The 23343-nt window shown below is 59.0% G+C and carries 21 protein-coding genes; 4 read left to right on the top strand and 17 right to left on the bottom strand.

What is annotated here, in order from left to right; all coding sequences use genetic code 11:
• The first annotated feature begins 210 nt into the window (after positions 1 to 210).
• Positions 211 to 717: an ATP-dependent zinc protease gene (locus tag HYI44_RS19675; RefSeq protein ID WP_045059918.1), complete on the top strand. Its 507-nt coding sequence runs from the start codon at positions 211 to 213 to the stop codon at positions 715 to 717.
• A gap of 194 nt (positions 718 to 911) precedes the next feature.
• Here HYI44_RS19675 and HYI44_RS19670 read toward each other — a convergent pair whose 3' ends face one another.
• The 8 genes from HYI44_RS19670 to HYI44_RS19635 all read right to left on the bottom strand — a co-directional run bounded on the left by HYI44_RS19670 (position 912) and on the right by HYI44_RS19635 (position 9959).
• Positions 912 to 1541: a glutathione S-transferase gene (locus HYI44_RS19670; protein WP_122841287.1), complete on the bottom strand. Its 630-nt coding sequence runs from the start codon at positions 1539 to 1541 to the stop codon at positions 912 to 914.
• Positions 1542 to 1759: 218 nt separating this feature from the next.
• Positions 1760 to 1939, bottom strand: a complete 180-nt coding sequence (locus HYI44_RS19665; RefSeq protein ID WP_045059919.1) for a hypothetical protein — start codon at positions 1937 to 1939, stop codon at positions 1760 to 1762.
• Positions 1936 to 3066, bottom strand: coding sequence for a PepSY-associated TM helix domain-containing protein (locus HYI44_RS19660; protein ID WP_122841218.1), 1131 nt, complete (start codon positions 3064 to 3066; stop codon positions 1936 to 1938). Before HYI44_RS19660 ends, HYI44_RS19665 begins: the two co-directional genes overlap by 4 nt.
• A 71-nt stretch (positions 3067 to 3137) precedes the next feature.
• Positions 3138 to 5567, bottom strand: coding sequence for a TonB-dependent siderophore receptor (locus tag HYI44_RS19655; protein ID WP_122841219.1), 2430 nt, complete (start codon positions 5565 to 5567; stop codon positions 3138 to 3140).
• Between the two features lie 148 nt (positions 5568 to 5715).
• Complete coding sequence (locus tag HYI44_RS19650; RefSeq protein ID WP_122841220.1) at positions 5716 to 6687, bottom strand: FecR domain-containing protein; 972 nt, start codon at positions 6685 to 6687, stop codon at positions 5716 to 5718.
• Positions 6684 to 7202, bottom strand: coding sequence for an RNA polymerase sigma factor (locus HYI44_RS19645; RefSeq protein ID WP_122841221.1), 519 nt, complete (start codon positions 7200 to 7202; stop codon positions 6684 to 6686). Before HYI44_RS19645 ends, HYI44_RS19650 begins: the two co-directional genes overlap by 4 nt.
• A gap of 112 nt (positions 7203 to 7314) precedes the next feature.
• Entirely contained in the window at positions 7315 to 8022 is a 708-nt protein-coding gene (locus tag HYI44_RS19640) for a PolC-type DNA polymerase III (protein WP_122841222.1), read from the bottom strand.
• On the bottom strand, positions 8019 to 9959 hold the full coding sequence (locus HYI44_RS19635) for a putative nucleotidyltransferase substrate binding domain-containing protein (protein ID WP_122841223.1): 1941 nt from the start codon (positions 9957 to 9959) through the stop codon (positions 8019 to 8021). The genes HYI44_RS19640 and HYI44_RS19635 overlap by 4 nt, the downstream gene beginning before the upstream one ends.
• Positions 9960 to 10208: 249 nt before the next feature.
• Between HYI44_RS19635 and HYI44_RS19630 the strand changes: the two genes are divergently transcribed.
• Positions 10209 to 10655 (top strand): response regulator, encoded by a 447-nt coding sequence (locus HYI44_RS19630; protein WP_122841224.1) that lies wholly within the window; start codon positions 10209 to 10211, stop codon positions 10653 to 10655.
• Between the two features lie 86 nt (positions 10656 to 10741).
• Here HYI44_RS19630 and HYI44_RS19625 read toward each other — a convergent pair whose 3' ends face one another.
• A complete protein-coding gene (locus tag HYI44_RS19625) occupies positions 10742 to 12919 on the bottom strand; it encodes a malate synthase G (protein ID WP_122841225.1) in 2178 nt (725 codons plus the stop codon).
• 531 nt (positions 12920 to 13450) lie between these two features.
• Between HYI44_RS19625 and HYI44_RS19620 the strand changes: the two genes are divergently transcribed.
• A complete protein-coding gene (locus tag HYI44_RS19620) occupies positions 13451 to 13969 on the top strand; it encodes a glycine cleavage system protein R (RefSeq protein ID WP_045059928.1) in 519 nt (172 codons plus the stop codon).
• A gap of 215 nt (positions 13970 to 14184) precedes the next feature.
• Here HYI44_RS19620 and rarD read toward each other — a convergent pair whose 3' ends face one another.
• The 8 genes from rarD to HYI44_RS19585 all read right to left on the bottom strand — a co-directional run bounded on the left by rarD (position 14185) and on the right by HYI44_RS19585 (position 22120).
• Positions 14185 to 15072 carry an EamA family transporter RarD gene (gene rarD / locus HYI44_RS19615; protein WP_122841226.1) on the bottom strand — a complete coding sequence of 296 codons (888 nt, stop codon included), beginning with the start codon at positions 15070 to 15072 and terminating at the stop codon, positions 14185 to 14187.
• A gap of 132 nt (positions 15073 to 15204) precedes the next feature.
• Positions 15205 to 16179 (bottom strand): serine/threonine protein kinase, encoded by a 975-nt coding sequence (locus HYI44_RS19610; protein ID WP_225570257.1) that lies wholly within the window; start codon positions 16177 to 16179, stop codon positions 15205 to 15207.
• Between the two features lie 198 nt (positions 16180 to 16377).
• The gene (locus HYI44_RS19605) at positions 16378 to 18279 is read right to left on the bottom strand and encodes a PhoX family protein (RefSeq protein ID WP_225570256.1); all 1902 of its coding nucleotides are present in this window, start codon (positions 18277 to 18279) and stop codon (positions 16378 to 16380) included.
• 58 nt (positions 18280 to 18337) lie between these two features.
• The gene (locus HYI44_RS19600) at positions 18338 to 19102 is read right to left on the bottom strand and encodes a TOBE domain-containing protein (protein ID WP_225570255.1); all 765 of its coding nucleotides are present in this window, start codon (positions 19100 to 19102) and stop codon (positions 18338 to 18340) included.
• Positions 19103 to 19209: 107 nt separating this feature from the next.
• The gene (locus tag HYI44_RS19595) at positions 19210 to 20514 is read right to left on the bottom strand and encodes a hypothetical protein (protein ID WP_225570254.1); all 1305 of its coding nucleotides are present in this window, start codon (positions 20512 to 20514) and stop codon (positions 19210 to 19212) included.
• Positions 20504 to 21001, bottom strand: coding sequence for a glycine-rich domain-containing protein (locus HYI44_RS19590; RefSeq protein ID WP_225570253.1), 498 nt, complete (start codon positions 20999 to 21001; stop codon positions 20504 to 20506). Before HYI44_RS19590 ends, HYI44_RS19595 begins: the two co-directional genes overlap by 11 nt.
• A gap of 62 nt (positions 21002 to 21063) precedes the next feature.
• Positions 21064 to 21195, bottom strand: coding sequence for a hypothetical protein (locus HYI44_RS29320; protein ID WP_263868766.1), 132 nt, complete (start codon positions 21193 to 21195; stop codon positions 21064 to 21066).
• Positions 21196 to 21385: 190 nt separating this feature from the next.
• Complete coding sequence (locus HYI44_RS19585; RefSeq protein ID WP_122841230.1) at positions 21386 to 22120, bottom strand: ComF family protein; 735 nt, start codon at positions 22118 to 22120, stop codon at positions 21386 to 21388.
• Between the two features lie 89 nt (positions 22121 to 22209).
• Here HYI44_RS19585 and bioB point away from each other — a divergent pair, with 89 nt between their 5' ends.
• A complete protein-coding gene (gene bioB / locus HYI44_RS19580; RefSeq protein ID WP_045059934.1) occupies positions 22210 to 23265 on the top strand; it encodes a biotin synthase BioB in 1056 nt (351 codons plus the stop codon).
• The last annotated feature ends 78 nt before the right edge of the window (positions 23266 to 23343 follow it).

The following is a 23343-nucleotide window of genomic DNA, read 5'->3' as shown; positions in this document are numbered from 1 at the left end:
ACCTCAATAACGGTCCTCAGGTCTTGTGGTGATTGATCAGACCTCTTCGCGGGCAATCCCGCTTCCACAGTAGATTGAGGTGTGCAAGATTTTTTGAACCACCCAAAACCCTGTGGGTGCGGGCTTGCCCGCGAAGCGATCGTAAGAACGAACGAATTGCCCACTGGCTGTCTAAAATTGCGCTGCCCACTTTTCAAGGATGCCCACTACGTGAAATCCCTCTTTGCCCTGCTGACCTTGGTGGCCCTGCCAGTGATGGCCGCCGAGCCGACCCTGTACGGTCGCTACGAATACATCGCGCTGCCGGAAATCGGCGGCGAAGTGCTCAAGGCCAAAATGGACACCGGCGCCCTGACCGCGTCGCTGTCGGCCAAAGACATCGAGACCTTCACCCGTGACGGTGATGAGTGGGTGCGTTTCCGCCTTGCGACCAAGGACGCGAGCAACAAGGTCTACGAGCACAAGATTGCGCGGATCAGCAAGATCAAGACCCGCTCGGAAGAGGATGCGGACGATGATGAGTCGGCGGCGCCGACCAAGCGTCCGGTGGTGGATCTGGAGCTGTGCCTGGGTAACGTCAAGCGCACGGTCGAGGTCAATTTGACGGATCGCAGCAGTTTTAACTATCCGTTGTTGATTGGGGCAAAGGCGCTGCGTGAGTTTGGTGCGGCGGTGAATCCGGCTCGGCGTTTTACCGCGGATAAGCCTGATTGCTGAGCATTGGCTGCCGATTGACGTCATCCACCATGGTTCACCGTTCGCCCACTTAACTGACGGGCTCGCACGCCATGCCCCATATCCTGATTGTCGAAGACGAAGCCGCCATCACCGATACCCTGATATTCGCGTTGCAACAAACCGTTGAGCCCCCAATCGGACGATTTTTTGAGGCCATTGCTTTGAACTGAAATTCAAACCTTGGGCATTGTGGCCAACATCGAAGGCCGCTGGCTCACCTCGAAATACCACGCTGCCAGCTGCGGATTCGCCTCGCGCCAGGCCAGGTCCGGATGGCGCAGATCCAGATAACCGAGGGCACAAGCCACACTGATCGCCGCCACATCAAAATGACTGGTCAGCTCGGCGATGGCATCCGTTTCAAGCAATGCGAGGGCGCGGCGGATTTTGTCGCGCTGGCCGTCCAGCCAGGCATCCCAGTGTTTCTCCGGGGCGCGCAGGGCGACTTCGTAGCGCGTGAGCACGGCGGCGTCCATGATGCCGTCGGCCATGGAGGCGAGAGTCAGGCGGCGCCAGCGGGCCGAGCCTTCGCGGGGGATCAGCGGATTACCGACGTGCTGGTGATCGAGGTAATCGAGGATCACCCGGCTGTCGTGGATGACGTTGCCGTCGGCCAGGCGCAGGGCGGGGATTTTGCTCAGGGGGTTGTCGTTGATCAGGCTCGGGTCTGGGTCGACTGGGGAGAGCACGCAGTTCTGCAGGGCGACTCGGTCCTGTTGACCGGTTTCGTGCAGCAGCACCATGACTTTGCGTACGAAAGGCGAGAGGGAGTTATGGTAGAGGGTCATGGTCGGGGTGGACATGGCGGCGTCTCGTTCAGTGGTGGTGGCGGGCAACTGTGGGAGCAAGGCTTGCCCGCGATGACGGTAGCACATCTGAATTTGATGTGGCTGATGCACCGCCATCGTTGTATCAGCCAACTTGGATGCCTTGGATATGCCGCTTTCGTGAGCAAGCCCGCCGCCCCAGGTTGCGCGTTTTCAGGTGGCGGACTGCGGCAGCTCCTACCGGAGACGTCGCGTTATCGGCGCTGCAGCAGGCCTCGCAGGGCGAAGGCGGCGGGAATGCCCAGGCCCAGCCAGCTCAGGGCATCCCACACGCCATCGCCCAGCAACGCCGCGAACAACCCGGCGGCGGTGAACAGGCCGATGACCGTGGGAATGGCAAAGACTTTCCAGAAATTCGACTGGCGCGGCCTCATGCTTGAGCCTCCGCAGTTTCAAGCACAGGCTTTGCCGCTTTGCGCCGCACGACCCACAGGTACACCCCGCTGCCGAGCACGATGATGGTCAGCACATCCAGGGTCGCCCACAGGATTTTCATCGGCATGCCGCCGTAATCACCAAAGTGCAAGGGCTGCGACATGCCCATGACGTCCATGTACCACGGCCGCTCCGCCACGGCGGTGACTTGCAGGGTGCTGGCGTCAATCAGCACTGGCGTCAGCAGGTGGGAGGTCAGGTGCGTGTTGCCTTTCATGAATACGGCGTAATGGTGCTCGCTGGAGAACCGCGTGCCGGGGAAGGCGATGAAGTCGGGTTGCATGTCCGGTGCGACCTCGCTGGCGATGTCCAGCAGGCGAGTCGGTGGCGCGAGCTGCGTCAGCGCGGGTGCGTCGGCATAGGGCGCGATCATCGCGCCCAAGGCCTCATTGCGCCAGGCCGCAATCAGCAGGTCGGCACAGGCGCTGATCACTCCGGTGACACCGACCACCAGCATCCAGGTCAGGGCCACGACGCCGATCAGGTTATGCAGGTCGAGCCAGCGCAGGCGGGTGGATTTATCCTGGCGCACGGTGGCGAATTTCAACCGGCGCATGAACGGCAGGTACAGCACTGTACCGGACACGATGGCTACCACGAACAGAATGCCCATGAACGCCAGGAACAGCTTGCCCGGCAGGCCGGCGAACATGTCCACGTGCAGTCGCAGCATGATCATCATGAAACCGCCGTTTGCCGAAGGCATTTCCAGTGCTTCACCGGTGCGGGCGTCGAGCATGAAGGTATGGGACGAATTCGGCTCGGTTCCGGCAGTAGCCGCCATGATCGCGAACGCGGCATTGGGGTCTTCTTCGTCGAAACCGAAGTACTGCATGACTTCGCCCGGCCGATGTTTTTCCGCCGCCAGCACCAGTTGCTGCAAGTTCAGCCGCGCAGTGCCGGCGGGCATTTCCTTGAGCTCGGGTGCATCGCCCAGGAGATGGTCGATCTCGTGGTGAAAAATCAATGGCAAGCCGGTCACTGCCAGCATCAGCAGGAACACCGTGCAAATCAGGCTGGTCCAGGTATGGACGAAGGACCAGCGGCGGATCGTTTTACTCTTCATTTGCAGCCCTTCAGAAATACCAAAGCCGTCCTCGAAGGACGGCCCGGTGTTGGGTGTGTCAGGTCAAGCGTTTACCACTTGTAGGTCGCACTGGCGACGACACTGCGCTGGTCGCCGTAGTAGCAATAGAAACTGTCACAGGTGGAGATGTAGTCCTTGTCGAACAAGTTGGTTGCGTTCAGTGCCAGGGACGCGCCTTTGAGGCTGTTGTCCAGGCGGCCGAGATCGTAGTGGACAGCGGCGTCGAACACGGTGAAAGCGTCCGCCTTGCCCAGCTCGGTGTTGGCCTGGTCGCCATAGGTATTGCCGGTGTAGCGAACGCCGCCGCCTACGCCAAAGCCGTCGAGCACACCGGTGTGCCAGGTGTAGTCGGTCCACAGCGAAGCCTGCTGGTTGGGCATCAGTTGCAGGCGATTGCCCTTGAACGCGCCGTCCTGTACCTCGGATTTGGCCAAGGTGTAGGCCGCGATGACCTTGAGGTTTTCGGTCACGTCGGAGACGGCTTCCAGTTCCAGCCCTTTGACTTTCACTTCGCCGGTCTGGCTCGTGATCGAGACATTATTGGAGTTGGTGGTGGTGACGGAGACGTTCTTCTGCGTCAGGGTATACACCGCAGCGGTCAGCAGGGTGTTGCTCCCAGGCGGTTGATACTTGATACCCAACTCCCATTGCTCGCCTTCGGTAGGCTTGAACGAATCGGTGGGCGAGGCCGTGGCGTTGCTGGTTGGCTGGAACGATTCGGCGTAGGACAGGTAGGGCACGATGCCGTTGTCGAACACGTAGCTGATGGCCGCATTGGCGCTGAATTTCTTGTCGCGCTCGGTGTTGGTGGCATCACCTTTGTTGAAAAATTTGGTACCGGTGTGCACCCAGTCTTCACGACCGCCCAGCGTCAGGCGCCATTGATCGATGTACATCTGGTCCTGCACATACAGGCCGGTCTGGTAGGTCTTCTGATCGTAGTCGTAGAAGGCATCGGAACGCGGCGGGCGCACGATGGGCAGTCCATAGATGGGATTGTTGACGTTGGTGGTCAGGCCATCGCCGAAAATCGAGGTGTAGTTGGTGTTGGTGCGCTGGTGATCGAGGCCGATCAACAAGGTGTGACCTACATCACCCGTGGCGAAATCGGCCTGGAAGTTGTTGTCCACGGCGAACTGGCTGATGTCTTCGTCGACACTGGTGCTCGAACGACCGACATTGCCTTGGGCGTCCACTTGGGTGAACGGGTAGGCGCCGGGGGTAAGCGCCTGGAACGACAGGTCTGATTTGGTGTAGCGCAGGTTCTGCTTGAACTGCCAGACATCGTTCAGGCGATGCTCGAAGGCATAACCCAAGGCGTAGTAGGTGCGGTCGTAGTATTCCCAGTCTGGATCACCGAGGTTCTTGTGATGGGAAATGTCACCCAGTGGCGAGCGGATTTTGGTGCCCTGTATCGGCAGGAACTGGCTGGTGATGCCGGTATCGTCGCGGGTGAACTGCGTCAGCAGGGTAAATTTGGTGTCGTCGTCGATGTTCCAGGTCAGGCTAGGCGCAATGTTGTAGCGCTTGTTATCGACGTGGTCGATTTGCGTGCCGCTGTCGCGTACGACTGCGCTTAGGCCGTAGAGGAACCGACCGTCTTCGTCGATCTTGCCGGTGCTGGCAAAGTTGATCTGGCGATGATTGTCACTGCCATATTCCACCTGGATTTCACTGCTCGACTCGGCGCTGGGGCGGCGGCTGACCATGTCCAGCATGCCGCCCGGTGGGGTCTGGCCATACACGGAGGAGGCCGGACCGCGCAGCAGGGCGAGCCGATCGAGGTTCCAGGTTTCCTGTTTCGGGTTGGCGTATACGCCTTTTGGCAGCGGCAGGCCGTCGAGGAACTGGGTCGGTTCGAAGCCGCGTACACGCAACCAGTCGGCACGGGTGTCGCTGCCGTAGCTGCTGGCGACGATGCCGGGCATGTAGCGCACGGCGTCATCAATGTTCTGTACGTTGCGGTCGTCCATCTGCTGGCGAGTGGCGACCGAGATCGAGCGCGGTGCTTCCACCAGGGCAGTGTCGGTCTTGGTGCCGGCAGCAGTGCGAGTGGCGAGGTAGCCGTCAACCGGGCCCCAGGCGCTCTCGGTGTTTTCCACCCCTGTCACATTGGTCGTCGGCAGGGCCAACACGTCCTCAGGCACGGCCACCAGGCTGAACGTGCCCGCGCTGCTTTGCTCCAGTTGCAAGCCGGTGCCACGCAAGGCTTCGCGCAAGGCGCCGGTGGCGTCGAACTGGCCCTGGACGGGTGCCGAGGTTTTACCGGCGGCCAGCGAGGGGTTCAGCGACAGCGCAAGGCCCGCCTGGCTGGCGATCTGGTTCAAGGTGCTGGCCAGGGGAGCCGCCGGCAGGTTGTAGGCGCGCACGCTGGAGGCCTGCTCGGCGGCCAATACCGGGCCGCTGGCCATGGGGGCGCTGAGGGCAATGGCCACGGCCAACAGGCTGGGGCGCAACAAGGTGTCTAGCGTAAGGGACATAACGCGGCTCCTGAAAGGGAATACTTCTCAATTGCCTAGGTGCCGAACGAAAATCCAAAAGTGATAGGGCCAGGTGAAAATAATGTTGATTCAGGTTTTCCGGTGAATCGGCTGGCCTTATCGCGGGCAAGCCTTGCTCCCACAGGTTTCAAGGCTCCGCCTCAGCCTTCGCCACCGTCACCCACCACGGCGTGTGCTGCTCAATCTGCACTGGCAGTGTTGGCAGCAATGCGCGCAAGGCCTTGTCGGTATCCTTCAACGGGAAACTGCCGGTGATCCGCAGGTCTGCAATTTCGGACGCTACGCCCAGATAACCCGGCCGGTAACGACTCAGTTCATGCACCAGGTCTTCCAGGCGCGCGTTGTCCACCACCAGCATGCCGCGAGTCCAGGCGTCGACGCCGGGCTTGAGCGCGACCACCGGGCCCAGGCCGTTGTTGCGCATCAGCACCTGCTGGCCTTCGCGCAGAATCTGTTCGTCGCGACTCGCCTGCGGGTGGGCGGCCACTGCAGACTTCAACACGCTCAGGCGTGTGCCATCCTCTTCGCGCTTGACCAGGAACCGCGTTCCCAGTGCGCGCAGGCTGCCTTCGCGAGTTTCGACGATAAACGGCCGGGCATCGCCGTGGCCGGTTTCAACGAGGATTTCGCCGTCCTGGAGAATCACCCGACGCTGCGTCTCGTCAAACCGCACGTCCACGGCGCTGTGGGTATTGAGGTTGATCACGGTGCCGTCGCTCAGGCGCAAGGTGCGCTGCTCGCCAGTGGCCGTGCGCTGATCGGCCAGCCAATAGTCGAGCGGCAGGTAACGCTCGCCCGCAAACAATGCCAGGCCAATCACCGCCACGATGCTGGCCAGGCCGCTGCCCAGCTTGCGCACGCGTCGGCGGATGCCCTCACGCGATTGCAGCAACGCGGCGCGGGCCGGGCCACTGGCGACACTGAAACGCTGGTCAAGCATGCCCAATTGACGCCAGGCGCGCGCGTGCTCTTCGTGGGCGGCGTGCCATTTGGCGAACTCTTCGCGCTCCACCGGGTTGGCGCAATCCAGTGACAGCTGCCAGGCAATCGCCGCGTCCAGTACCTGGGCCGAGACCGGTTTGGAGCTCACGGGGCTCATGCGGGCTCACCGTACAGCGCGATGTAGCACTGGCGAATGCCTTGGGCCAGGTATTGCCTGACCCGGGGTACCGACACCCCGAGACGCTGGGCGATTTCTGCGTGGCTGAGGCCGTCGAGACGGTTATACAGAAACGCCGCACGCGCCTTGCTCGACAGTTTGCCGAGCAGGCGATCGATGTTTTTCAGGTCTTCGAGAATGAGTTGCTGCTCTTCCACCGAGGGGTGTTCGCCCTCGGGAATGAGCATCAGCTCGGTCAGGTAGGCCTGCTCCAGGGCGGCGCGGCGGAAGTAGTCGAACAGCAGACCCTTGGCGATTGCCACCAGAAACGCCCGGGGTTCGCGGGGCTCGTGCAGTTCGCCACGCCCCAGCAGTCGTACGAACGTGTCCTGGCTGAGGTCTTCGGCCCGTTGCGGGCAGGCGACGTTGCGGCGCAGCCAAGCCAATAGCCAGCTGCGATGGTCGCGATACAGCGCACCGACGAGCTCACTGTGGGGGCTTTGGACTGACGGCACGCAGCATCACCGATTGGGAAGAGTTAACTAACGAGAATTGTTCGCGATTGTGGCAGAGGCGGGGGAGGTAAGCAATTGGCGCTGGTCGGGTGGTTTAGCCAGGCGCCGTCTATCAGAAGGAGGGAGACTGCTGCCGCCGCTTCCACTGACTCAGCCGCTGCTGCAGATTCAACGGGCTGTGAATCTGCTGCTGGCGTGCCCGGCTGAACAGGATCAGTGCCAGTTCGGCGGTGGCCAGCGCGTCGGCACTGGCGTTATGGCGCTCGAACACTTCGAGTTTGAACCAGTCTATCCACTCGTCCAGTCCGGCCTCGCGGATAGGCGCCTGTGGGCACAGCAGCGGGGCGATGTCTGCCACATCGAGAAAGGTATTCTGCAACTTGTACCCCAGATGATCCTTCAGTGCCCGGCCGAGCATGTGCTGATCGAAGGGAGCATGAAAAGCCAGCACCGGGCTGTCCCCCAGGAACTCCATGAACTCCAGCAACGCCTGCGCCGGATCGCTGCCGGCCGCAATGGCGCTTGGGCCAAGGCCATGGATCAGCACACTGGGGGCCAGTTTCATGTCGGCGCACTGCAGGGTTCGTTCGAACTGCTGACTGAAGTCGATGGCCCCGTCCTCGATCACTACCGCACCAATCGACAACACCCGATCCTTGTTCAGGTTAAGCCCCGTGGTTTCCAGGTCCAGCACCACCCAGCGTTGTTCGCGAAGGCTGCATTCGCTCAGCCCGATCGCCGGCGGCAAGTGACCCAGACGTTGCAGTATTTCGCCAGACAGCGCCGGGCCGGCGGGGCGCAACCAGGAAAACAGGCTCACAACTGATACCTCAGTGTGAGGCTGCTTTGCAGACGCTGCGCCTGGCGCAGGGATTCACGCAGGATTCGCCGATCCAGCTGATTGAGGCTGTCGGGGTCGACCCGGTTGGAGTAGGGCAGGTTCTCCCGGGTCTGTAGCTGATGCTGCTGCATGCGGGTTTGCTGGATGAAATGATAGGCCTCTTCGTAGGCCGCACCGTCCAGCCGGTCGATGACCTCTTTATCAACCAGTTGGCGAAAGCGTTCCAGGGTGTTGTTGGTCTCGATTCCGTTGGCCAGCGCCAGCAACCGGGCGCCGTCGACGAAGGGCGTAAGGCCCTGGACTTTCAAATCCATCGTAGCTTTCTCGCCATGTTTGCGTGCCAGCACGAATTCGCGGAAGCGTCCTACAGGTGGGCGGTTGCGCAGGGCGTTGTCGGCCATCATGCGCTGGAACAAACGATTGTCGGCGACCTGGTCGAGAATGCCCCTGCGCAATTGTTCACAGCCTTGCTCATCGCCCCAGACCACGCGCAGGTCGAAATAGATACTCGAACCCAGCAGGTTTTCCGGCGTGGCCTCGCGGATGAACGCCGAGAAACGTCGCGCCCATTCAGCGCGGGACAAACACAGCTCGGGGTTGCCGGCCATGATGTTGCCCTTGCACAGGGTAAACCCGCACAGCGCCAGGCTCTGGTTGATCTGTTGGGCGATGGGCAGCAATTTGCCGCGAATTTCTGCCGCATGGGCGGCATCCCTCGCCTCGAACAGAATGCCGTTGTCCTGGTCGGTGTGCAGCGTCTGCTCGCGACGGCCTTCGCTGCCGAAACATAGCCAACTGAATGGCACGCCCGGGTCGCCTTTCTCGGCCAGTGTGAGTTCGATCACCCTGCACACCGTGTGATCGTTAAGCAGGGTGATGATATGGGTGATCTGGGTGGAAGACGCGCCGTGGGCCAGCATGCGCTCCACCAGTTGGCCGATCTCGCCGCGCAGCGCCACCAGGCTTTCCACGCGCTGGGCACCGCGGATAGTCCGCGCCAGGTGCACCAGATCGACCCGCTGCAGGGAAAACAGGTCACGTTCCGACACTACACCGCACAGGCGGTGGTCCTTGACCAGGCAGACGTGGGCAATGTGCCGCTCGGTCATGGCGATCGCTGCATCAAATGCACTGTGGTCCGGGGTTAAAAAGAATGGTGCGCGGGTCATGTGCCGTTCTATGGCTTCATTGAAGTCATTGGTGCCGCCTGCCACCACGTGCCGCAAGTCGCGCAGGGTGAAAATCCCCAGCGGGGCCTTATCGCCATCGACCACCACAATGCTGCCGACCTGTTGTTCATGCATCAGGGTCACGGCTTCGCGCAGTGGCGTGACCGGGCTGCAGGTCACCGGATGACGCATGGCCAACTCGCCCAGGCGAGTATTGAGCGAGTATTGGGTGCCCAGGGTTTCCACGGCTTTTTGCTGGACTTGCTGGTTGACCTGATCCAGCAGGCTGCTGACGCCACGCAGGGCGAAATCGCGAAAGGTGTGGGAAAGCGCGAACAGTTTGATGAACGCCAGCTTGTTCAGTTGCAGGCAGAAGGTGTCTTCAGCCGCCAGGTGCTCGGTACGAGTGGCCCGCTCACCCAGCAACGCTGCGAGGGGAAAGCACTCGCCGGTGGTGATTTCGAAGGTGGTTTCGGTGCCGCCTTTGGCAGTGTGCGGGCGCTCACCCACGACGCGGCCTTGTTTGACGATGTAGAAGTGCTCAACAGGGCCATCGTCAGGCTTGATGATGCTCTCGCCGGGTCCGTAAAAGCGCAGCTGACATTGCTCGACCAGATACGCCAGGTGAGCGTGTTCCATGTGATTGAACGGCGGGAAGCGCTGAAGGAACTGCAAAGTGCCCTGGATGTTTTGCAACACCGCGGTCTTCCCTGCCTGGGTGAAGGCGTCCGCTTTACTCATAACCATTACCGCAGTCGTTTGGAATTATTGTTGTCGGATGACTTCAACATGGTCGGCCCATGGGCGCAGGGTGCCCATTGGACGTAAGTCTAGGTAGGCAACGACCGGATTACCTATCGGAAGAGTCCGACGCAACGTTGGGAAAAATCCCACTCAACACCTATTGGAAATAAATCCGACGAAGTGCACATTGAACCGCTGGCTGGCGATGTCTCACGAGTGGGCCAGGAACGATTTGTAACCTTTGAGAAAGCCATGTCCGACCAAGATATCCTGAGTGACGCCGAGCGCGAGGCGCTAAGTGCGGTCATGCTCGAACCCGATCTACCGCCCCAGCGTGTGTTGATCGTCGATGATGACAAAGATGCACGTGAATTATTGTCGGAGATCCTGGCGCTGGATGGTATTCGCTGCCTGACCGCAGCCAGCGGTGAAACCGCACTGAAGATGCTGGACGAGAAACCCTCGATTGGCCTGGTGATCACCGATTTGCGGATGGGGCATGTCGATGGCCTGGACCTGATCCGCCAGGTTCGTGAATCGGTGCGGGCGGCGATGCCGATCATCATTGTGTCCGGCGATGCCGATGTGAAAGACGCCATCGCAGCGATGCACCTGAGCGTGGTGGACTTTCTGCTCAAGCCCATTGATACCGTGAAGCTGCTGGGTTTGGTGAAGCACGAGTTGGGGATGGAGCCATAGCCAACTCCCACAAACTGTCTCATTCATATGCAAAAAGGCCCTGATCCGAAGATCAGGGCCTTTTTTTGTTCGCCGCTAGCGTTTACTCAGAGGCCATTGGCAGCCTTGAACTCGCGGCGACGACGGTGCAGGACCGGCTCGGTGTAACCGTTCGGCTGCTTCGTACCTTCCACCACCAGTTCGACCGCCGCCTGGAAGGCGATGTTGCTGTCGAAGTCCGGAGCCAGCGGGCGGTACAGCGGGTCGTTGGCGTTCTGACGGTCAACCACCGGCGCCATGCGCTTGAGGCTTTCCATCACTTGCTCTTCGGTGACGATGCCGTGACGCAGCCAGTTGGCGATGTGCTGGCTGGAGATACGCAGTGTCGCACGGTCTTCCATCAGGCCGACGTCATTGATGTCCGGCACCTTGGAGCAACCTACGCCCTGATCGATCCAGCGCACCACGTAGCCGAGAATGCCCTGGGCGTTGTTGTCCAGTTCGTTCTTGATCTGCTCCGCAGTCCAGCTCGGGTTCACGGCAAGCGGAATGGTCAGGATGTCGTCCACCGAAGCTCGGGCACGCTTGGCCAATTCCACCTGACGAGCGAACACGTCGACCTTGTGGTAGTGCAATGCGTGCAACGCCGCTGCGGTTGGTGACGGTACCCAGGCGGTGTTTGCACCGGCCAGAGGGTGAGCGACTTTCTGTTCAAGCATCGCCGCCATCAGGTCGGGCATTGCCCACATGCCTTTACCGATTTGCGCACGACCTTGCAGGCCGGTGCTCAAGCCGATATCGACGTTCCAGTTCTCGTAGGCACCGATCCATTTTTCAGCCTTCATGTCGGCCTTGCGCACCATCGGCCCGGCTTCCATGGAGGTGTGGATTTCATCGCCCGTGCGATCGAGGAAGCCGGTGTTGATGAACACCACGCGCTCGGCGGCTGCCTGGATGCATGCCTTGAGGTTGACCGTGGTGCGGCGCTCCTCGTCCATGATCCCGACCTTGAGGGTGTTGCGCGGCAGGTCCAGCACGTCTTCGATGCGACCGAACAGCTCGTTGGTGAACGCGGCTTCTTCCGGGCCGTGCATCTTCGGCTTCACGATATAAACCGAGCCCGTGCGGCTGTTCTTGCGCGAATTGTTGCCGTTGAGGCTGTGAATCGCGGCCAGGCACGTTACCAGGCCGTCGAGAATGCCTTCCGGCACTTCGTTGCCGTCCTTGTCGAGGATGGCGTCGATCGTCATCAGGTGCCCCACATTACGCACGAACAACAGGGAGCGGCCATGCAGGCTCAGTTCCTTGCCGTCGACGCCGGTGTAGGTGCGGTCGGCGTTCATGGTGCGGGTGAAAGTCTTGCCGCCTTTGACAACTTCTTCCGCCAGGTCGCCCTTCATCAGGCCGAGCCAGTTGCGGTAGATCACCACCTTGTCGTCAGCATCGACAGCCGCCACGGAGTCTTCGCAGTCCATGATGGTCGTCAACGCGGCTTCCATCAGGATGTCTTTGACGCCGGCCGCGTCCGTCTGGCCGACGGGGGTGCTGGCATCGACCTGGATTTCGAAATGCAGGCCGTTGTTCTTCAGCAGGATCGCGGTGGGTGCCCCGGCATCGCCGTGGAAGCCGATGAGCTGAGCGTCGTCGCGCAGTCCGGAATTACTGCCGCCTTTGAGGGCGACCACCAGTTTGCCGTCAACAATCTTGTAGCTGGTGGAGTCTACGTGCGAGCCGGCAGCCAGGGGGGCCGCTTCGTCGAGGAAGGCGCGGGCGAAGGCAATGACCTTGTTGCCGCGGACCTTGTTGTAGCCTTGGCCTTTTTCCGCACCGTCGGCTTCGCTGATGGCATCAGTGCCGTACAGCGCGTCGTACAGCGAACCCCAGCGGGCATTGGAGGCGTTGAGCGCGAAGCGCGCGTTCATCACCGGCACCACGAGTTGCGGGCCGGCCATGCGGGCGATTTCGTCATCGACGTTTTGCGTCGTTGCCTGGAAATCGGCCGCTTCTGGCAGCAGATAACCGATGTCTTGCAAGAAGGCTTTATAGGCCACGGCGTCATGTGCATGGCCGGCACGCGCTTGGTGCCAGCCATCGATACGAGCCTGGAAATCATCGCGTTTGGCGAGTAGGGCTTTGTTCTTCGGCGCCAGGTCATGAATGACCTTGTCGGCACCGGCCCAGAACTTATCGGCGGTGAGGCCGGTACCGGGAATGGCTTCGTTGTTCACGAAGTCGAACAGGACTTTGGCGACCTGCAGGCCACCGACTTGAACGTGTTCAGTCATTGCTTGCCTCACTCTGCTCAGCTATTTCGCTTTTCAGCTCTTCAATTATGACAATGAAGCCTCTGGCCATTTAAACCACAAACCCTGGCGCCAGTACATGCCCTTGCGGGCGGCTGGGGTTGGTCCAATCAACGGCTTGAAGCCTTGCTGATGGGGCTTTCAGGGGTTGCGACTGCGCCTTGGCAGACATCGATCCAACGTTATGTAGTGCGCGCTGCGGCATACTACATGATGAATTGCGGTTGTGAAAATTAGACTAATTGCGTCGTTATGCGACCCCATGACGCATTGCGGTCGCGACGGGGAACGGGATGTTCTCAAAAAAGTGATGGATTGTTCCAGCTAAATATAAAAAGTTGTACACGATTTGTGCTTTTCAGGTTTTTCGAGGGTGACCCAATCGCGAGCAGGCTCGCTACCACAGGACGCAATCCGGGTGGGAGTGAGCCTGCTCGCGATGACGGCAGACGATCCAACACAGAATCTCCCCTTGCCTATACTTCCTTTTCTATAACAAAAGAGGGCTGCGCCATGGACCACCTCGTACTCACAGTTTTCGCTCCGGACAAGCCAGGGCAGGTCGAGCGCATTGCCCAGTGCATTGCCGAGCACGGCGGTAACTGGCTGGAAAGCCGAATGTCGCGGATGGCCGGGCAGTTCGCCGGGATCCTGCGGGTGGGGGTGCCGGCCGAAGCCTATGACGAATTGGTCGATGCGCTGCAAGCTTTGTCCGCCCACGGGATCCGTGTGCTGATCGCCGAAAGTGGCATTGAACAGTCCTGCACCTGGAAGCCGATCGCCATGGAGTTGGTGGGCAATGATCGTCCGGGGATCGTGCGCGACATCACTCGCCTGCTCAGCGAGCAGGGCGTGAATCTCGAGCGGCTGGTTACCGAGGTACGTCCTGCACCCATGAGCAGCGAACCGCTGTTCCACGCCGAGGCGATTCTGGCGGTGCCGCTCACTCTGTCGCTGGATGTATTGCAGTCGCGCCTGGAAACGTTGGCCGATGATCTGATGGTGGAACTGGTTCTGCGCAGTGAGGCTTGAGAAGGTTATCCAAGTTAAACGTGCACCTGCCTGTGGATAACCTGTAGAGACAGCCCGCCAGCCCAGGCGGGCCGGGCCTCTTCAAGAGTTGATCAAAAAACCAGCAGTTTCAATAACTTGCGCACAATCGCAGGGGATCACGCTGTGGATAACCTTGGGGCAGTTGGTTGCAAGCCACGAGCGTCGTGGCCTGCAGAGGTTTGAGTGTTTTTTGATCAGCTGCGCCGGCGCAAATTTATCACGGCATCGACGCTGTAAACCGCCAGGCCTGCCCAGATAAAGATGAAGGCCACCAGGGTGCTGGAAGACAGGTGCTCATCAAACAACAGTACCGCCTGCAGTAGCACCAGCGTTGGCGCCAGGTACTGCAGGAATCCCAACGTTGTGTAGGGCAAGTGGCGTGCGGCGGCGTTGAAGCATACCAGCGGTATCAGCGTCACCGGCCCGGCAGCCACCAGCCACCAGGCTTCGGACGTGGTCCAGAACTGTGCTTGCGCACTGCTTGCCGCGGGGTTGAACAGCAGCCATGCAACGGCGATTGGCACCAGCATCCAGGTTTCCACCACCAGGCCGGGCAGGGCCTTGACCGGCGCCTGCTTGCGAATCAAGCCGTAGAAACCGAAGGTCAATGCCAGTACCAGCGACACCCAGGGCAGGCTGCCGACTTGCCATACCTGTTGTGCCACGCCAACCGCCGCGAGTCCCACCGCCAGCCACTGCATGCGTCGCAAGCGCTCGCCGAGGATCAGCATGCCCAACAGCACGTTTACCAGCGGATTGATGTAGTAACCCAGGCTGGCTTCGAGCATGCGCCCGTTGTTTACCGACCACACGTAGGTCAGCCAGTTGGCCGCAATGAGCGTACCGCTCAAGGCCAGTATCGCCAGCCGTTTAGGGTTGTCACGCAATTCGCGCCACCAGCCCGGGTGCTTCCAGACCATCAGCAGCAAGGCGCCGAATAGCGCCGACCAGAGCACGCGGTGGATGATGATCTCCACGGCGGGGACGCTGGCGATGGCTTTGAAGTAGAGCGGGAAAAGTCCCCAGATGATGTAGGCACTCAGGCCCAGGATGTACCCGCGACGCGGGTTGGCGGCTTGCATGCAGAATCCTTGCTTAGGCAGCTAACAAAGAGGGGATTGTAGGGCGGTTGTATAGATGTGTCGTGTCGGAAAACAAAAAGATCGCAGCCTTCGGCAGCTCCTACAGCTGCCAGAGGCTGCGATCTTTTGATCTCAAAAAAGCTTCAGCGGTTCTTCGTTGAGCGCCGACAGTTGTTCACGCAGTGCCAACACCTGATCGCCCCAATACCGCTCGGTGCCGAACCACGGGAAGCTGTGGGGGAACGCCGGGTCATCCCAGCGCCGGGCCAGCCAGGCGCTGTAGTGCATCAGGCGCAGCGCACGCAACGGTTCGATCAGCGCCAGTTCCCGTGGGTCGAAGTCGTGAAACTCGTTATAGCCGTCCATCAGTTCCGACAACTGGCCCAGGCATTCCTGGCGATCGCCGGCAAGCATCATCCAGATGTCCTGCACTGCAGGGCCCATGCGGCAATCATCGAGGTCGACGATGTGAAACATCTCGTCTCGACACATCATGTTGCCGGGGTGGCAATCGCCGTGCATGCGGATGTTCTGGTGTGGAGTGGTCTTATAGACCTCTTCAACGCGCTTGAGCAGGTCCCTGGCCACTGACTCATAGGCGGGCAGCAGGCTCTTGGGAATGAAATTACCTTCAAGCAACGTCGCCAACGAGGCATGGCCGAAGTTCTGCACGCCCAATGCTTCGCGATGTTCGAACGGTTTGGTCGCGCCCACGGCGTGCAGACGCCCGAGCAATTGGCCCAGGCGGTACAGCTGATCGAGGTTGCCCGGCTCCGGCGCGCGGCCCCCACGGCGCGGAAACAGGGTGAAACGAAAACCGTTGTGCTCGTGCAGGCTGGCACCGTTATGAATCATTGGCGCCACCACGGGCACATCGCATTCGGCGAGCTCGAAGGTGAACTGGTGCTCTTCAAGAATCGCTTCGTTGGTCCAGCGCTGTGGGCGGTAGAACTTGGCGATCAGCGGTTCACCGTCTTCGATGCCGACTTGATAGACACGGTTTTCGTAGCTGTTGAGGGCCAGGATGCGGGCGTCGCTGAGAAAACCGATGCTTTCGACGGCATCGAGCACAAGATCTGGGGTGAGGGTTGCAAACGGGTGGGCCATGCTGACTCCTGCGCGCAGCAGGCTGCCGCGTCCGGCCAAGCATGGTAGCGCAGACGGGGCTTGTTTAGGGGGTGGGGTTGAGATGTGTGTCGTCCGGGCGGACGCCATCGCGGGCAAGCCAGCGCCCACAGGGTAAGCGCCGACTCTAAAGTGACGCATGGAACTGTGGGAGCAAGGCTTGCCCGCGATGACGTTTTATCAGGCGCCGACTACGCCGCCATCTTCACGGCTGATAGCCATTACCGAAGACCGTGGCTTGCCGTTCGGCAGATGCTCGGGAAAGGTCGAACCGCCGTTCTCCCCCGGATGCTGGATGCCGACAAACAGGGTTTTATGGTCTGGCGAGAAGCTGATCCCGGTGACTTCGCAGCCGACCGGGCCCACCATGAACCGGCGGATTTCGCCCGTCACCGGGTCGGCGCAGAGCATCTGGTTGTTGCCCATGCCCGCGAAGTCGCCGGCATTGCTCGAGTCGCCATCGGTAAGAATCCACAACCGGCCGGCATCGTCGAATCCCAGGCCGTCCGGGCTGTTGAACATGTTCTGCGGCGTGATGTTCGACGAACCACCCTTTGGCGTACCGGCATGAACGCCCGGATTGCCGGCAACGACGAACAGGTCCCAGGCAAAACTGTTGGCGCCGTGATCATCGCGATCAGTGCGCCAGCGCAGGATCTGCCCGTAGACATTCTTCTCCCGCGGGTTAGGGCCGCCCACCGGCTGGCCCTCTTCGCCACGCTTGGCATTGTTGGTCAGGGTGCAGTAGACCTGGCCGTCCTTGGGGCTGACGACGATCCATTCCGGGCGGTCCATGCGGGTGGCATGGACCACGCTGGCAGCCAGGCGTGCATGGATCAGCACGTGCGCCTGGTCGGCAAAACCGCTGCTGGCATCGATCCCGTTCTTGCCGTGGGTCAACTCGATCCACTCACCATGACCTTTTGGATGATCTGCATGGCTGTCGCCGGCGTCGAACCGTGCGACGTACAAGGTGCCGTGATCCAGCAAGTCGCGGTTGGCCTTGGCATCTGCATGATTGATCTTGTCGCGGCTGACGAACTTGTAGATGAACTCGCCGCGCTCGTCATCGCCCATGTAGACCACGGCGTGACCGTCGGCAGTTTCTGCCAGCGCAGCGTTTTCATGCTTGAAGCGGCCCAGGGCCGTGCGCTTCTTCGGCGTCGATTGGGGGTCGAACGGGTCGATCTCCACCACCCAGCCGTGACGGTTGAGCTCGTTGGGATTCTTCGCCATGTCGAAGCGCGGGTCGTGGGGGTGCCAGTTGATTTCCTTGCTGGCGGCGACCACGCCATAGCGTTTTTGCGCGGCATCGAACGGCTGCCCGGCATCGCTGCTGCCAAAGCAGTCAGTGAAGTTTTCTTCGCACGTCAGGTAAGTGCCCCATGGCGTCTTGCCGTTGGCGCAGTTCTGGAAAGTACCGAGGACATGTTTGCCCTGTGGGTCTGCGCTGGTTTTCACCAGCGCATGCCCGGCTGCAGGACCGCTCAGGTCGATGGGCGCGTTGCCATGGATGCGCCGGTTGTAGCGCGAGCCCTGGACGAAGTGCCATTGGCCGCCCTTGCGCTGCACTTCGATCACCGACACGCCTTCGCAGGCCAGGGCTTTGTGCACGTCGGCCGCCGATTGCGGCATACCGCCGTGGGGGTAGAGATAGCGGTAGTTGGTGTATTCGTTGTTGATCGCCATCAGCGCGCGGTCTTTTTCGCCTGGAAACTCGAACAGGCTCATGCCGTCGTTGTTGTCGCCGAACTGCATTTCCTGTTGCTCGGCGGTGCCGTTGCCGCTTGGATCGAAGGCCGGTCCGTCCTTGTGCAGTGGCTGTCCCCAACTGATCAGCACCGAAGAGCGGTAGCCCGCTGGCAGGCTGATGGCGTCGTTGGTCGCGGCAGGGATGCTCTCGAAACCCAGCAGCTGGCTGGTGCCGGCGCTGACGCTGGCGGCCAGGACGCTGCGGCTCAGCAGGCTACCGCCCATGAACATGGCCGCGCCGCAGAGGGCGCCGGCGCTGATAAAGCCGCGGCGGCTGAGGCCGACCATTTTTTCGAGGTCAGTGGGCTGGTTTTCTTCTAGTAGGTTCACATCGGGCTCCCTGCAGGATTTTGCAGCCACCTTAAAGCGCATTAATGACGCTAATGTTTCAGAGCGGCGTACCCAGCAGTACGTTGGAGGGAGCAAATTGCACCTGTACCGGTTTGCCGACGACCAGGCCCAGTGTTCGCAGGTGCAGCGGCTCGGCCAGCGCGCAGAGGGTCTGGCCGTTGGGCAGGCTGATGCGCACTTCACTCGGGCCGTCCTCGGCGTCGAATATTGCTTCGATCCTGCCCTGCAGGCAGTTGGTGCCGGGTGTGGGCTGTTGATTCATGCCCAGCAAATCAAGCCAGCCGGCCTTGATCAGCGCCACCACCTCGGTGCCGGTCTGCAGTTCCAGGCGCAGGGTGCTGTCGTGAGTGATCTGCGTGTCGATGACCAGTCCTGCGGCCAACTCCAGGCGGATCCGGTCATTGCGCCCCTGGGCGGTGATCGCAACGACTTTGCCGTGCAGTTGATTGCGCGCGCTGGTCCTGAGCATCAGGCGACCGAGCAGGTTCAGGTCGCTGGCTTCCTCAGCCGTTTCCAGCACCTGGGCCTGCACGACCTGGAGCTTCTGATACAGGCGCAACACCCGCTCACCTTCGCTGGAAAGCCTGGCGCCGCCACCGCCCTTGCCGCCGACGCTACGTTCCACCAGGGGTTTTTGCGCCAGGTTGTTCAGCTCATCGATGGCGTCCCAGGCAGCCTTGTAACTGAGCCCGGCGCTTTTCGCCGCGCGGGTGATCGAGCCCTGTTCGGCAATGTGCTGCAGCAGGGCGATGCGCTGCGGGCGTCGGACGATGTGCTGGGATAACAGTGTTGGTAGAGACATCGAGTGATCTTTTCATGGAAGGCGTTGACGTCGAGTGTAAGTGAAATGTTTCTAACGCGAGACCTGACGCCACAAACTGGTGGGAGGCCGCTTGCCCTCTTGAAGCGTTACTCCGTTGCTTGCTCCATTGCCAACAAGACACTAGCCAATTTTTTGTCGCGCCGGTGAACAAAAAGAATCCTCATATTCAACAATAGAAAACCTGCGCCTGCCGCTGCGCTTTGAAGCAGCAAGAACGTCTCAAGGTCTGTAGTGTTGTAATGAAAACCGTAGAGGATGGGCGTCAAAATCAACAGCATGATTGCATTCGTCGATAATTGCGGGAGGAAGGTCTCCCCCCGGGCTCGAAGGTGGGAAATGGCCAGCGACAGCAATGAACTGCAGGTGAGGAACATCAATAACGTGAAGTAAAGCTTCATGGTGTAATCGAAGATGGATCCTCCGACGGCAAGAAATATATAGCTGGCAAAAAAATACAAAAGGGTGCCGCTTAGTATCATCATCCCGATTATCCAACTCAATCCAGCCCGATAGAATTGTGAGGAATGTTTAACCTGCCGACTGACTTCCAGGCTATGAATTTGGCTGAGGGCCAGCGATGGAATGATGAGCAGCCCAACTACTGTCATAAATACGGATAGCTGGGCGACGAGCTGCGTATCGATTCGCGCCAGTCTTTCAGTCAGCAGGTAAAAATATAGTTTTTGCCCGCTCAACCCTGCTGCGATCGGAAGGCCTGTGCCCAAAAAAAAGCGCCACACTTTTTTTGCTGAGTTTAAAGAGTAATAATTTTGGTCTTTAGTCAGGCTTATTAGATACAATGAAGTAAGTAGTTCAGAGCCTAGAAAATAGGATGTGGCATAGTATTTAAAGTTGCTGTCGCTGATGATCGTAACAAGGGTTGTTAGTAAAATGCATCCAAGTAAAGTTATGGTGGTTTTTGCTCTTGCGCAGCTTGAAGCCTGTCCTATGGCTTCAAGGAAAAGCTGTAGATAAGTATTGATTACTAACAGTGGAGTACAGGCTATATAGATAAGCGCGAGCGTCCAGTAAGCGTCTTTGTCCAAGCCTTGTAGTCCGTCTGCTCGACTGATGAAAAAAGTTGCTGAAAAACACGCTAAATACGTTATCATTGCAATGATCAATGCAAGTGTAAAACCGCCGGTAAATACTTCACGTTGTGCCGCAAGATTGTGCGCTAGAGAAGCTGCCCTATTACCAATAGTGGCCAGTATTAAAGAGAAAAATACTGATATTATCGTAGCGGCAGCAAGCACATAAGAAAAAACTGGTAAATCATCAGCGCTTTTATGCGCCATCAGCACAAAGACGGTTGAAATTCCAATCGCGGGCGTCAAACGACCTACCGTAAACGCGAGTAGTGATTTCCTGACTGCCTCACTATAGTTCACGCTCGGCACTCCATATATTCAACATTTTGCTTCCGAATTCAGATTCGTGAAGTTTTTGGGTTAATTGAAAAGCTGTGTCGAGATTTGCAGTGTCGGCGTGATTTCTAGTGCCGAAGTATGGGTAATGATGAAAGTAGTAGCCAAATATTTGGTTGCAATCATTGATGTATTGGCGGGTGTCCAGTATGTGATGGTGCCAAATTTCATCGACTTCGAGCATCGGTGGAATAATTGGAAATTCATCAAGATATTTTTTATTTAAGAATAAAAAATTTTTGTAATATTGAAGAGCTACCTCTGCTTCTGCGGGTGACCATTTTCTGCACAGCAGTGGGTCTGCCGAGCACAGTTTTTCAGCAATAGAAGAGAAGTCAATATTATTTATGTAGTTTACTGCTTCTTCCAATGTCGGATGGTTCGCGTCGTTCGTTGGAGACTCCATGCTGTGCGGTAAAGTTTTCGCTATATTTTTGTATTGATTGTTCATTGCGGGTCCTTGTTTTATCATCTTGAGCTGCCAGATTTAACTGGCAGCTGTTTAATGAAATTTTACCAGCCGCCGCCACCTTGGCAGTGACCGCCACCACCATTGTTATTGCGTTGACTCAACAATTTTTTTGCTTCAGCTGAAAGTTTCTGAATGGGTTTGATGGTGGGTTTTTTGTTGGTTTTGATTAGCATGGGTTTCTCCGTTGTTTAAGTAGTTATATCTTTGTGTTGCCGTATCGATGGTAGTTTTTAAATATTCGGATGCAATACTTTTTCGAAAAAACAGTAAGGGACTACATCCTTTTCTTCATGCGGTGTAGGAAAAGTCTCGAAATTAATATCTGCATTAAAAAACGCTCCAGCATCGGGTACCACCTGATGATCATTCTTCTGGCTTCGCCGTCCGTCCCAAGCAATACACGTCGACCCGCCACGCGCCGGCCTCGATCAACAGACGAGAGATAGCCTCAGCGGTGGAGGCGGTGGTAAGGACGTCATCGATAAGTGCTACATGGCAGCCTTGGACCTGCTCTGCGTTGACCAGGGTGAATGCACCGCGCAAGTTATGCTTCCGGGCTTTGGCGTTTAAGCCTTGCTGCGCAGGTGTTTCCTTGGTTCTCGTTATTAATTGTTCGTTGACTGGCAGACTCAAGAACGTGCCCAGCCAGTTTGCCAGCATGCCCGCCTGGTTAAAGCCGCGCTGACGCAGGCGTTTTCTGGCGAGGGGCACGGGCACCAGGTAGTCGGGGCGCGGCAAGCCTTCGTCAAAGCGATGCTGCAGGTAGTGTGCGAGAAGTTCGCCGAGCAGGCGCCCATATGGCCATTTTGCGCTGTGTTTGAAGCGGGTGATCAGGCTGTCAACCGGGAAGTCGTAGAGCCAGGGCACAGCGACCTGTTGAAAGGCTGGCGGTTGCTTCAGGCACTGCCCGCAGGTCATGCCTGGCGCGAACAAAGGCAGTGCGCAGGTCTGGCATTGATCGCCCAGCCATGGCAGCTCGGTTTCACAGGCCATGCAGATCGGGGCGGTCTCTTCGACATCTTCCTGGCACAGCAAACAAGGCTGTTTGTTTTTTAACCAGATGTAAACCGGTCCATCGTAACGTGGTTGACAGCGCATCGCTCTTCCTTAAATATGCCGAACATCCGTGTCGCGCCTGTGGTTATTCCATAACCGGCGCCTGCCAAGCATAAAACAAGGAAACGCCCATGAGCGCCAGCACCACTGCAAACCTGCGTCATGATTGGTCTTTGGCCGAAGTCAAAGCGCTCTTCGTGCAGCCATTCAATGACCTGCTGTTCCAGGCGCAGACGGTGCACCGCGCGCATTTCGACGCCAATCGCGTCCAGGTTTCCACGCTGTTGTCGATCAAGACGGGTGCCTGCCCGGAAGATTGCAAATATTGTCCGCAGTCGGGTCACTACAACACCGGGCTGGAAAAAGAAAAGCTGATGGAAGTGCAGAAGGTCCTCGAAGAGGCCGCTCGCGCCAAGGCCATCGGATCGACGCGATTCTGCATGGGCGCGGCCTGGAAGCATCCTTCGGCCAAGGACATGCCCTATGTGCTGGAGATGGTCAAAGGTGTGAAAGCCATGGGCCTGGAAACCTGCATGACCCTGGGACGTCTCGATCAGGACCAGACCGAGGCGCTGGCCCAGGCGGGCCTGGACTATTACAACCACAACCTCGACACGTCGCCGGAGTTCTACGGCAGCATCATCACCACCCGCACCTACGGCGAGCGCCTGCAAACCCTGGCCTATGTGCGTGATTCGGGGATGAAGATCTGTTCCGGCGGAATCCTGGGCATGGGCGAGTCCCTCGATGACCGCGCCAACCTGCTGATCCAGCTGGCCAACCTGCCGGAGCATCCGGAGTCGGTGCCGATCAACATGCTGGTGAAAGTCGCCGGCACGCCGCTGGAAAATGCCGAGGACATCGACCCCTTCGACTTCATCCGCATGCTGGCGGTCGCGCGCATCCTCATGCCGCAATCCCACGTGCGCCTGTCTGCAGGCCGTGAGGCGATGAACGAGCAGATGCAGGCCCTGGCATTTTTCGCCGGAGCCAACTCGATTTTCTACGGCGACAAGCTACTGACCACAGCCAACCCGCAGGCTGACAAGGACATGCAGTTGTTCTCGCGCCTGGGGATTCTGCCGGAAGCGCGTGAAGAGCATGCCGATGAGGTGCATCAGGCGGCGATCGAGCAGGCGCTGGTGGAGCAGAAGAGCAGCGAGCAGTTCTATAACGCGGCCGTTTGAAGATCCCGCTGCCGCTGATTGGAATACAAACCCTGTGGGAGTGAGCCTGCTCGCGATACGTTAGACCACCCAGTCGAC

Origin of the sequence: Pseudomonas sp. Y24-6 (assembly GCF_020295325.1) — a bacterium.
Taxonomy (GTDB): Bacteria; Pseudomonadota; Gammaproteobacteria; order Pseudomonadales; family Pseudomonadaceae; genus Aquipseudomonas; species Aquipseudomonas gregormendelii.
The sequence above is the reverse complement of the archived record's forward strand: the minus strand, read 5'-3'. Positions and strand labels throughout refer to the sequence as shown.